The organism is Clostridium sp. LS, assembly GCF_002760435.1.
Taxonomy (GTDB): domain Bacteria; phylum Bacillota; class Clostridia; order Clostridiales; family Clostridiaceae; genus Clostridium.
Window position 1 is genome coordinate 1 of record NZ_AUUU01000022.1, and the last position, 11,982, is coordinate 11,982.

An 11,982-nucleotide genomic window follows, 5' to 3' on the forward strand; every position below is an offset into this window, starting at 1 on the left:
CCTTTGGCTTTTCAAAAATAAAATGTTTAAGAAATTACGAAGTAAAAAGTGAAAGCACAAAAAGTGATGCTCCAAATGTTATATTTGGTTACTTGAACTTTCTCTTTGAGCTTCAACCCTAATCATACATTATTCACCCTAATAAAACGTGGCACAGCCACTTTTTTTAATGTGTAGGAAAATATAAAAATTTTCAATTTTGAAAGTCAGTAATATCAATGGATAAGATAAATTTAGATTGTAAAAATTTCATTAAAATACGAGTATATACATGTAGATATGTGTTGTGAAAAAAGTACATATGTAAGCATATATGTATCATAAAAAATCCTTATAAAATGTATTAATTAAATGTTGTTTTTGATTATAAATATAAAAGTGTGGCAAGTATTAGAAGAAAATACAAAATAGAGGTGTTTCTTTTGATACAAGAAGATATTAAATTAAAAAAATTAAAAACACATGTAAACTATATTTTAAGAAAAGATTTTTATGACAATAGAGTTGTGAAATGCTGTCCAATCTGTGGAGGAAGCCACTATATTAAAAATGGCTTGTATAAAGGAATACAAAGATACAAATGCAGAGAATGTAATAAAACTTTTTCAAAAGCAACGGATTCGTTATGGAGCTATTCAAAGAAGAATCCAGAAATATGGTTGGAATTTATTGAATTAATGCTAGAAAAGAAGTCATTAAGATTTTGTGCCAAAAAATTAAAAATAAGCTTAGTAACTGCATTTTTCTGGAGGCATAAAGTATTATATGCCTTAAGTTTAGATGGTACTCAAAATAGTTTAGAGGGAATTGTATATATTACAAAAACAATATTAAAAGAGAACTTTAAGGGTTGCAGAAACATTGAATTTGATTTTACAACACAAAGAAGAAGAAATATTTGGATAGTAGGAGCCAAAGGAGATGAGGATTCTATGTTTGTTAAACCTGTATTTAGAGAAGCATGGGATTGGAAGACTTATTATGAAAAAGTATACTCAAAAGTGGAAAAGAAAGCATATATGGTTCCATATGGAGATAGATATCTGGAGATAGCAGCTAAAGAGCATAATAAAAAACAATTTTTGGAAGTAAAAGATGATGATAGAGTAAAGTACTTCACATTAAATTTAGAAAACTGGCTTAAAGTTTTCCGTGGAGTTGCTACCAAGTATCTGCAAAGGTATCTTAGTTTCTTTGTGTTATATAATTTAGATAAAGAATTGGATTATGTTCAAATAATGCTGAGTAATTTGCTAAATGGAGATAGATTTATTAAAACCAATAAAGTAAGAAGGATAGAAAATTATATGTATTAAGTATATTAGATATATCAGAGATAAAAGAAATACGTTTAAGTAGTAATTTTAGGAAACATTTTAACAAGTGCTTGTACTTTGTACTTTAAGTAACAACATTATTTTGATACATAGCAGAGGGATTTTAAAAAGATAGGGTGAAGAAAGGTGAATATCAAAGTTAATATTTTTTGTGTTTCGACAAGAAATATGTAGCTATAAGTGTAAACAAATATGAGTTGCTATATTTAATCTATGGAAAATTTCTCTGAGAGAGTGTGGCGCAGTCCTTTGTTCATGTCCAGGATAGTATAAAATTTTAAAATAAAACGTGCCGCCGGCACTTTGTTCTTATCATAAAAAATTATAATTGAAAACAAGAATTTTATATTGTATAATAATAACAATTAAATTTTGGGAGGAAATATTATGAAAGCATTTAATATGAAAATTGTAAACTTCATACATCATCATCACTAGCAAGACTTGGTCTGTTCAAAAGCAGATGCAAGTCTATAATTCGTAGGCTTGTATCTGCTGGTGATGATGAATTAAATGTTAGTAGTAATTTGTTAAGCCATGTAGGATATATGCCTGCATGGTTTTTTTGTTATTCAAAATCAAATTATAGGATTAAGAGGGAGAATAAAATTATGAAAAATACTAAAATTGAACCAAGTATATTACCAGGTTTTATGGAATTATTACCTAAGGAACAACAAATGTTTAAAGATATAGTAAGAAAAATAACTAGGGTGTATGAAAAAAATGGATTTTTAGAAATGGATACACCAATTATTGAAAAATCAGAAGTTTTATTGGCAAAAAGTGCAGGAGAAACTGAAAAGCAAGTTTATAGATTTAACAGAGGAAATAATGACTTATCATTGAGATTTGATTTAACGGTACCTTTTGCAAGATTTTCAGCTCAATATTTTAATGAGCTAACATTTCCATTCAAAAGATATCAAATTGGAAAAGTATATAGAGGAGAAAGAAACCAAAGAGGAAGATATAGAGAATTTTATCAATGTGATATAGATATTATAGGGAATAACAAACTTAGTATAAGTAATGATGCATTAGTAATTAGCATGGTGTCCAAAGGATTTAAAGCCATTGGTTTAAAAGTTTATAGATTTCAAATAAGTAATAGAAAAATATTATCAGCTATTTTAAACAATTTAGAAATTATTAATACGGCTGAAGTCATAACACTAATTGATAAATATGACAAGATAGGTGGTAATGAATTTGAAAAATTATTAAATGAATTAATAGGATCAGAGAAAGCTGATATTCTTATTAAGATTATCAATATAAAAGGGAGTAATGAAGAAATATTAACTGAACTTAAAAAATTGGATTTAAATTCAGAGGAATTTAAAAGTGGTATAGAAGAGCTTGAAGCGGTTATGAAAATGTTAAGGATTTTGGGAGTAGAGGATAACGAATGTATAATAAATTTGAAAATAATAAGAGGCCTAGATTATTATACAGGAACAGTATTTGAAACATTTTTAATAGGAAATGAAAGTTATGGTTCTATATGCTCAGGAGGAAGATATGATAATTTAGCTCAAAATTATACAGATAAGGTTTTGCCAGGAGTAGGAATATCTATTGGTCTTACAAGACTATTTTTTGTATTAAAAGAAATAGGTTTTTTAAATAATTATAAGGTTGAAAAATCTGTTCAGTACTTAATAATACCAATTGGCGATACATTAGAATACTGCGTAGATGTATACAATAAGTTATTGGATAATGGAAGATATAGTGAAATATATCTTGAAGATGAAAAATTAAAGAAAAAACTTAGTTATGCCAATAAATTAGGAATACCTAATGTTTTATTGATTGGAGAAGATGAAGTTTTAAATAAGCAGGTAAAGATTAAAGATATGTTTACTGGAGAAGAAAAAGTGATTAGTATAGATGAAATTAACAAGTATGAAAATAGAGAGGAGAATTAGAAATGAGTAAATATTGGAGTGAAATTACAAAAAATATTGAACCATACGTTCCAGGAGAACAGCCAAAGGATAGGAAATATATTAAATTAAATACTAATGAAAATCCATATCCGCCATCGTCTAAAGTAATTGAAGCTATTAAGCAAGCAGCTGAGGAAAATCTACAATTATATCCTGATCCAAACTGCGATGATCTTAGAAGTACTGTTGCAGACTACTATAATCTATCACCAAATCAAATATTTGTAGGTAATGGTTCGGATGAAGTGTTAGCTTTTTCTTTTATGGCATTTTTCAATAGGAATAATCCAATTTTATTTCCAGATATAACCTACAGTTTTTATGAAGTCTACGTTAAGTTATTTAATCTAAAAAAAGTCTTAATCCCTGTAGATGACAATTTTGATTTTTCTGTAGAGTCTTTTTGCACTGCAAATGGTGGAGTTGTAATTGCAAATCCCAACGCTCCAACAACAAAATACTTATCAGTGGAATCCTTGAGGAAGGTTATAGAATATAACTTAGAAAGTGTTGTTATAATTGATGAAGCCTATGTAGATTTTGGTGGCGAATCTATGATTAAGTTTATAAATAACTATCCAAATCTTCTAATTATACAAACTCTATCTAAATCAAGAGCATTAGCAGGACTTCGAGTTGGTTTTGCTTTTGGACATAAAGATTTAATAGAAGGTCTTAATAGAATTAAAAACTCTATAAACTCATATACCCTTGATAGGCTTTCACTAGCAGGTGCAAAAGCATCTTTTGAAGATGATGCTTATTTTCAAAGCATTGGATTAAAAGTTATAGATACAAGAGAAAAAGTAATACCAAATTTAAAGAAATTAGGATTTAAAGTATTAGAATCAAAGGCTAATTTCTTGTTTGTCAGCCACAATACAATTGAAGCTAAAATATTATTTAAGGAATTAAGAAATAACGGGATACTTGTTAGGTATTTTAATAAACCTAAAATTGATAACTACCTAAGAATAAGCATAGGTACTCAGGAAGAAATGGAAGTCCTTTTAGAAAAATTAAGAGAGATAATTTTATTTAAATAGTATAAATAAACAAAAAAAGCTGTATTACAGGATATGTAAATCAAGTAATACAGCGATTTACTATTATTTAAAATACTCAATAATTACGTCCATAATGCCTCCGCATACCATGCCTTCATCTTCAGCAGCTTGGCCTGTCATATCTACAGTTTGGAATTCATAACCACCAGTTTTAAGTAGATTGCGGGCATTATTAATTACTTCTCCTTCACTGCACCCGCCACCAATGCTTCCAAAAATATTTCCATAAGGATATACAAGCATTTTAGCTCCTGCCTTTCTTGGAACTGAGCCTTTTGTAGATACAATTGTAACAATCGCTTTTGGAAAATCATCTTCTTTGCATAATTCCATTAGCACATCTGGCTCAAAGTCTGGCCAGTTAGATTTTTTGTTAATAGTTCTGCCATCAGCTGGATTTACAAGCCTTCTGTACTTTATAACTTGGGCTAAAATGGAGATTGCTATCTCTTCAGGTGTAATGGCGCCTATTTCAAGACCTATAGGAGCATTAACTTTGTTTAGTTTTTCCTGAGAATAACCTTCATTAACTAATTGTTCCATGGCTCCTTTAACTCGACGTTTTGAACCAATCATTCCAACATATGCTGTATCATGTTTTAATACTTCCTTGAGGCAATGCATATCATGCCTGTGGCCTCTAGTTATGATAACCACAAAAGTTGATTTATTTAAGTTAATTAAATCAAAGCATTTCTCAAAGCTTTCGCAAATAACTTTTTCAGCAGTAGGGAATCGCGCAGTATTGGCAAAAGAGGGTCTGTCGTCAATAACTGTAACAGAGTATCCAGCCTTTGAACCAAACTCAACTAAGGGTTTGGCGATATGTCCACCACCTAAAACGATTAAGCGAGGCTGTGGAAAATAAGGCTCGATTAAATAAGTTTGGTCTTCAGAGGCTTTAATAAATTGCAACGTTCCAGTCTCCAAGGCGTATTTTGATTTTTCAAGTACTATTTGACTATAGCCAGAAAATTCAGAGATATAATCATGATTAAGCAGATTTTCTTCAGTAATAATAATTTTTTTTGCAGGAGCATTATTTTCAAACTCTTTTTTATCAAGAGTTGTGATTACAATTGCCTTTCTACCAGCATTTAATTCTTCAAGTAAGTTTATATATATATTTTTGCTCATTTAAATTCTCCTTGTAATTACATTTTCTATAGTATTTAATATCTGAAAAATCCAATAATATTAACAAAAATAATAACATATAGTAGTCGAAGTCTCAACTACTATATGTTAATTAATCCAAATCAAAAGTAATTATTATTGACAACGATTATTAATCATATATAATATAAATATACCCCGCCCCGTGGGGGTGGTGCAGGAGGCGAAATATGAGTGAAGAAAGAAAAAAAGCATTACAGTCTTTAAAAACAGCTAAGGGTCAAATTGAAGGCATAATAAAAATGATTGAGGATGATAGGTATTGTATTGATGTTGCTAATCAATTAATGGCAGTTCAATCTTTAATAAAAAAAGCAGATTTAATGATTCTGCAAGGACATTTACGTCATTGTGTAAAGGAAGCTTGTCATAATAACAATCCAGACGAAAAGATAGAAGAATTCAATAAGGTTTTAGAAAAATTACTTTCTAAATAATGGAGGTGAAATATGGAGAAAAAAGCATTTAAAATTGAGGGAATGACGTGTTCAGCATGTGCTAATAGAGTTGAACGATTTGTTAAAAAATTAGATGGAGTAAATAATGCTAATGTTAATTTTGCTACGGAAACTCTAAATGTAGAATTTGATGAAAATAAATTGAATAATGAAGTTATAGAAAATACAGTTGTAAAAGCTGGATATGGGGTTAAGAAAAATTTAAAGACTTATACCTTTAAAGTTGAAGGAATGACATGTTCAGCATGTTCAGCCAGAGTTGAAAGAGTTACTAAAAAGCTTAAAGGAGTTCAAAGCTCTGTTGTTAATTTAACCACTGAAAGACTTACCATAAGTATAGATGAAGATGAAATTGGTTATAGTCAGATTAAAGCTGCTGTAGATAAGGCAGGATATAATTTAGTTAAGGAAGAAGAAAAGGAAGAAGGAAAAGAAAAGCTTGATGCAAGTCAATTACTATTAAGAAGATTTGTTGTCTCAGTAATATTTACAGTCCCACTCTTAATAATAACCATGGGCCATATGCTGGGAATGCCCCTTCCAATGATAATAGACTCTATGATGAATCCTTTAAATTTTGCAGTCATTCAACTAGTGTTAATACTACCTGTAATGGTCATGGGATATAAATTTTATAAGGTTGGAATAAAAAACTTAGTTAAATTAAGTCCTAATATGGATTCCTTAATAGCCATAAGTACACTTGCAGCAGTTATATACAGTATATTTGGTATTTATAAAATAAGTACTGGTGACACTATGTATGCCATGCATTTATATTTTGAATCAGCTGCAGTTATCTTAACTTTGATAACCCTTGGAAAATATCTAGAGGCTGTTTCAAAAGGAAGGACTTCACAAGCTATTAAAGCATTAATGGGATTAGCACCTAAAACTGCAACTGTTCTACGTAGTAACAGAGAAATAGTTATTCCAGTTGAAGAAGTTATAGTAGGAGATATAGTTTTAGTAAAGCCAGGAGAAAAACTGCCAGTAGACGGAGAAGTTATTGAAGGAAGTACAGCAATTGACGAATCAATGCTTACAGGTGAAAGTATACCAGTAGAAAAGACAGTTGGAAGCAGTGTGATTGGAGCAAGTATTAATAAAACTGGATTTATTAAATATAAGGCAACAAAGGTTGGCAGGGATACTGCACTAGCACAAATAGTTAAATTAGTTGAAGATGCACAAGGTTCAAAGGCACCAATAGCAAAGCTTGCAGATGTTATTTCAGCTTATTTTGTACCAACAGTAATTGTTTTAGCCATATTATCATCTTTAGCATGGTTAATTTCGGGAGAAACAACTGTATTTTCGTTAACAATATTTATTGCAGTACTTGTAATAGCATGTCCTTGTGCCCTAGGTCTTGCAACTCCAACAGCTATAATGGTTGGAACAGGTAAAGGCGCTGAAAATGGAGTATTAATAAAAGGCGGGGAAGCTTTAGAGACAACTCATCAAATTAATACAATTGTATTTGATAAAACAGGAACAATTACAGAAGGAAAGCCTGTAGTTACTGACATCATTGCTAATGGAATTTTAGAGGATGAAATTTTAGCGCTAGCTGCAAGCGCAGAAAAGGGATCAGAACATCCTTTAGGTGAAGCAATAGTTAGAGGGGCAGAAGAAAAGAATTTAGAATTTAAGACAATAGAAGAATTTAATGCAATTCCAGGTCATGGAATAGAAGTTAAGATAGAAGGTAAAACTATTTTTGTTGGAAATAGAAAGTTAATGCTTGAGAAGAGTATAGAGATGGATATTTTATCAAAAGAATCAGATAAATTAGCAGATGAAGGAAAGACACCTATGTATGTTTCCATTGATGGAGTGCTTAGAGGAATAATAGCCGTAGCAGATATAGTTAAGCCAAGCAGTAAGAGTGCTATAAAGGCTCTTCATGAAATGGGAATAAAAGTAGCTATGATTACTGGAGATAATAAGAAAACAGCAGATGCCATAGCTAAACAAGTAGGTATTGATATAGTTTTAGCAGAAGTTTTACCTGAAGATAAAGCGAGTGTAGTGAAAAAGCTCCAAGGAGAAAATCAAAAAGTGGCTATGGTTGGAGATGGTATAAACGATGCACCAGCACTAGCACAAGCAGATGTGGGGATTGCAATAGGATCAGGTACTGATGTTGCAATAGAATCTGCTGATATAGTTCTTATGAAAAGCGATTTAATGGATGTTACTACTGCAATTAAATTAAGTAAAGCAACCATTAGAAATATAAAACAAAATCTATTTTGGGCATTTGGATATAACGTACTTGGTATTCCAGTTGCAATGGGCATCCTTCATATTTTTGGAGGGCCATTATTAAGTCCAATGATAGCAGCCGCAGCTATGAGTTTAAGCTCAGTATCAGTACTTACAAATGCACTAAGACTTAGACAGTTTACAGTTAACAGTTAACAGTGCACAGTTGAGGAACAAAATCCATAGGGTTTTGAAAAAAATATTAAAGAAACTCCGTGGGACTTTCCACCTAAACTGTAAATTGGCAACTGTAAATTGTAAACTGAATGAAATGGAGGAATGAAAATGAAAAAGAAAATATTAATCGAAGGAATGAGCTGCGAACATTGTGTTGCTCATGTAAAAAATGCTTTAGAAGGTATTGATGGAGTATCATCAGTAGAAGTTAGCTTAGGAGGAAAATATGCAACAGCTGAAACTGATGTTGATAACGAAATTCTAAAAGAAGCAATTGAAGAAGAAGGCTACGATGTAGTAAAAATAGAAGAATAATAAAGGAAAAGCTTTGGCAGATAAAATTGCCAAAGCTTTTTTTGTGTCCAAAGCAAAGGCATAATTTAAATAATGAAAGTTCGGGGTGCGAGGTGATAATTTCAAGAATATAGCCAAGAGCAGGGAGTCCTCGGAGGAAAAAATAATAGAAAACATGTGGAGTTTCAGGATCTGTCTGCTCTGTAACTGAATATACAAGTACAACCATTTTTTGAGTAAAGATCTATAAATAACATGGTCATCTCTGTAGATTCAGCAGTTATTTTCCATGATTGCTTTTGTATCATCCTTCTATATTTTTCTAATTATCGAATGGTGCTAAAAATTATTTAGGGATAAGCTCTAAATATATCAATGTGAATTATTAAAAAAATTTGTATTTACGAGTATTCAATAAAGGGATGAGGAATATTATAAGCAATATTACAAAAACTAAATGAATCAAAAAACAATAAAGTAGAGCATAAATAATCGAGGTATAACGATTATTGCAAAAAACTATGATTGTTTTTGATTTATTTTGAAAGAAAATGATTGAAATTTGTTGAAATATAAGTTATTATTAAATCACAGGAATAGCGATAATGTTTACAAGAGAGAGGCTTAATATCAGTCTTAATGAAACAAAAGATATAGGTATCAGTTACTGATTTAAAATAATGTTAATTATGAAAACAATGTAGTGGAGGTGGTAAAAATGATTAGTACAATAACTCTTAATCCTTCGTTGGATTATATCGTTAAAGTTGATTCTTTTAAAGTTAATTCTTTAAATAGAAATCAAGGAGAACAAATTTATGCAGGTGGTAAGGGAATAAATGTATCTATAGTTCTTAAAAACTTAGGAGTTGAGAATACAGCTCTTGGATATGTTGCAGGATTTACTGGAGAAGAAATATTAAGACAAATTAGAGGTTATGGAGTAAGTTGCGATTTTATAAAGCTAAATAATGGTTTTTCTAGAATCAATGTAAAGCTTAAAAGCGATGGGGAAACAGAAATTAATGGTTCTGGTCCTGAAATTACAAGCGAAGATTTAAAAATACTATATGAAAAGCTTTCTGATTTAACTAAAGGCGATTACTTGATATTATCAGGAAGCATACCAAATAGTGTACCAGATGACATTTATGAAAACATTATGATTAGCTTATTAGACAAAGGTGTAGAATTCATTGTTGATGCAACAAAAGATTTACTATTAAAAGTATTAAAATATAAACCATTTTTAATAAAACCAAATCATCATGAACTTGCAGAAATGTTTAATGTTGAATTGAAAAATGATGCGGACATAATTAAATATGGTAAAAAACTTCAAGAGATGGGAGCAAAAAATGTTCTTATTTCAATGGCTGGGAATGGAGCTATTTTATTGCCTGAAAATGGTGAACCAATAAAGAGAGAAGTTCCAAAAGGAGTTCTAAAAAATTCAGTTGGTGCTGGAGACTCAATGGTAGCAGGTTTCTTATGTGGATATTTAAAAAATAACGACATAGATGAAGCATTTAAAATGGGAATTGCTACTGGTAGTGCAAGTGCTTTCTCAGAAGAACTTGCAACAGAAAAAGAAGTGTATGAATTATTAAAACAACTTAATTAAATTATAAGAGGTTATAACATATTCTAAATTTTAGGGAGGATCAAAAATGAAGATTGTAGATTTATTACACAAACAAGGTATTAACTTAAATTTTAATCCGAGCACAAAAGAACAGTGTATTAATGAATTAGTTGACTTAATGAATAAGACAGGAAATTTAAATAATAAAGAAGAATATAAAAAGGCAATATTGGCTAGAGAAGAATTAAGCACAACAGGAATTGGAGATGGAATAGCAATTCCTCATGGAAAAACAAGTGCAGTAAAAAAAGCATCTCTTGCAGCAGCAATCAGCAAAACTGGTGTTGACTATGATTCATTAGATGGTCAACCTGCACATCTTTTTTTCATGATCGCTGTACCAGATAATAATGATAATTTACATTTAGAAGTATTAGCAAGATTATCTACTATATTAATGGATGAAAGCTTTAGAACAAGCTTAATCAACTGTTCTGATAAAGATGAATTTTTAAAATTAATAGATAAAAAAGAAATGGAAAAATTTCCGGATGAGGTAAAGGATGAAGTTAAAACTAATTCTAATGGTTATAAAGTTTTAGCAGTTACTGCTTGCCCAACTGGAATTGCACACACATATATGGCAGCAGAAAGCCTTGAAAATAAAGGTAAAGATATGGGAATTTCAATAAAGGTTGAAACAAATGGCTCTGGAGGAGCTAAAAACGTTTTAACTAAAGAAGAAATTGCTAATGCTGAATGTATAATCATAGCAGCTGATAAAAATGTTGATATGGCTAGATTTGATGGAAAGAGACTAATTAAAACTAAGGTTGCAGACGGAATTCATAAAGCATCAAAATTAATAGAAGAAGCTACTAGTGGAAATGCACCTATTTATCATCATACTGGAAATACAGGTGACAGCGATTCAGATGTTGCAGACGAATCAGTAGGTCGTCAAATTTATAAACACCTTATGAATGGTGTATCACATATGTTGCCATTTGTAATTGGTGGAGGAATTCTTATAGCTTTAGCATTCCTTTTTGATACATTTAATCCTGCGAATCCTAGTGGTTTCGGTTCTGGTACACCACTTGCAGCAGTTTTAATGAAAATTGGTGGTAGTGCATTTGGGTTTATGTTACCAGTACTTGCTGGATTTATTGCAATGAGTATTGCAGATAGACCAGGTCTTGCTGTAGGTTTCGTTGGTGGAGCGCTAGCTAGTTCAGGTGTTACTTTTGCTAATGCGTTTAATTCAAAACTTCCGGCAGTAAGTTCAGGTTTCTTAGGTGCATTACTTGCAGGTTTCGTTGCAGGATATGTAGTTCTTGGTCTTAAGAAATTATTTGCAAATTTACCTAAAAGCTTAGAAGGTATAAAACCAGTATTATTATATCCTTTACTAGGAATATTCTTAATAGGTGTTATAATTCTATTCATAAACCCAGCTATGGGAGCTATAAATACAGGTATTAGTAGTGCGCTTAGTTCAATGGGTGGAACAAGTAAAATTCTTTTGGGAATTATTGTAGGTGGAATGATGTCAGTTGATATGGGTGGTCCTGTTAATAAGGCAGCGTATCTTTTTGGTACAGCTTCACTTGCTAGTGGAAACTTTGATATAATGGCAGCTGTTATGGCTGGTGGTATGGT

Annotated in this window: 9 protein-coding genes; 8 read left to right on the top strand and 1 reads right to left on the bottom strand. The window is 30.9% G+C overall.

Features of this window, described 5'->3' with window-relative positions:
* The first annotated feature begins 422 nt into the window (after nt 1-422).
* The 3 genes from COL3_RS06075 (at nt 423) to hisC (ending at nt 4,338) form a co-directional block, all read left to right on the top strand.
* Nucleotides 423-1,316 (top strand): hypothetical protein, encoded by an 894-nt coding sequence (locus COL3_RS06075; protein ID WP_008419765.1) that lies wholly within the window; start codon nt 423-425, stop codon nt 1,314-1,316.
* Between the two features lie 632 nt (nt 1,317-1,948).
* Nucleotides 1,949-3,271: a histidine--tRNA ligase gene (gene hisS, locus COL3_RS06080; RefSeq protein ID WP_008419763.1), complete on the top strand. Its 1,323-nt coding sequence runs from the start codon at nt 1,949-1,951 to the stop codon at nt 3,269-3,271.
* Nucleotides 3,272-3,273: 2 nt separating this feature from the next.
* The gene (gene hisC / locus COL3_RS06085) at nt 3,274-4,338 is read left to right on the top strand and encodes a histidinol-phosphate transaminase (protein ID WP_008419762.1); all 1,065 of its coding nucleotides are present in this window, start codon (nt 3,274-3,276) and stop codon (nt 4,336-4,338) included.
* A 63-nt stretch (nt 4,339-4,401) separates the two neighbouring features.
* Here hisC and COL3_RS06090 read toward each other — a convergent pair whose 3' ends face one another.
* Complete coding sequence (locus COL3_RS06090) at nt 4,402-5,496, bottom strand: XdhC/CoxI family protein (protein WP_008419761.1); 1,095 nt, start codon at nt 5,494-5,496, stop codon at nt 4,402-4,404.
* A gap of 209 nt (nt 5,497-5,705) precedes the next feature.
* Here COL3_RS06090 and COL3_RS06095 point away from each other — a divergent pair, with 209 nt between their 5' ends.
* The 5 genes from COL3_RS06095 to COL3_RS06115 all read left to right on the top strand — a co-directional run.
* Nucleotides 5,706-5,972 carry a metal-sensing transcriptional repressor gene (locus tag COL3_RS06095; protein ID WP_008419760.1) on the top strand — a complete coding sequence of 89 codons (267 nt, stop codon included), beginning with the start codon at nt 5,706-5,708 and terminating at the stop codon, nt 5,970-5,972.
* Between the two features lie 12 nt (nt 5,973-5,984).
* Entirely contained in the window at nt 5,985-8,420 is a 2,436-nt protein-coding gene (locus COL3_RS06100; protein ID WP_008419759.1) for a heavy metal translocating P-type ATPase, read from the top strand.
* Between the two features lie 129 nt (nt 8,421-8,549).
* The gene (locus tag COL3_RS06105; protein WP_008419758.1) at nt 8,550-8,756 is read left to right on the top strand and encodes a cation transporter; all 207 of its coding nucleotides are present in this window, start codon (nt 8,550-8,552) and stop codon (nt 8,754-8,756) included.
* A 697-nt stretch (nt 8,757-9,453) separates the two neighbouring features.
* Nucleotides 9,454-10,359 (top strand): 1-phosphofructokinase, encoded by a 906-nt coding sequence (pfkB, locus tag COL3_RS06110; RefSeq protein ID WP_008419757.1) that lies wholly within the window; start codon nt 9,454-9,456, stop codon nt 10,357-10,359.
* A gap of 46 nt (nt 10,360-10,405) precedes the next feature.
* Nucleotides 10,406-11,982 (top strand): fructose-specific PTS transporter subunit EIIC (locus tag COL3_RS06115; RefSeq protein ID WP_099716588.1); only part of this gene is annotated, 1,577 nt, incomplete at its 3' end.

Coding starts and splice junctions, on each gene's coding strand:
- hisS (WP_008419763.1), top strand. CDS start 1,949: ATGAAAAATACTAAAATTGAACCAAGTATATTACCAGGTTTTATGGAA.
- hisC (WP_008419762.1), top strand. CDS start 3,274: ATGAGTAAATATTGGAGTGAAATTACAAAAAATATTGAACCATACGTT.
- COL3_RS06090 (WP_008419761.1), bottom strand. CDS start 5,496: ATGAGCAAAAATATATATATAAACTTACTTGAAGAATTAAATGCTGGT.
- COL3_RS06095 (WP_008419760.1), top strand. CDS start 5,706: ATGAGTGAAGAAAGAAAAAAAGCATTACAGTCTTTAAAAACAGCTAAG.
- COL3_RS06100 (WP_008419759.1), top strand. CDS start 5,985: ATGGAGAAAAAAGCATTTAAAATTGAGGGAATGACGTGTTCAGCATGT.
- COL3_RS06105 (WP_008419758.1), top strand. CDS start 8,550: ATGAAAAAGAAAATATTAATCGAAGGAATGAGCTGCGAACATTGTGTT.
- pfkB (WP_008419757.1), top strand. CDS start 9,454: ATGATTAGTACAATAACTCTTAATCCTTCGTTGGATTATATCGTTAAA.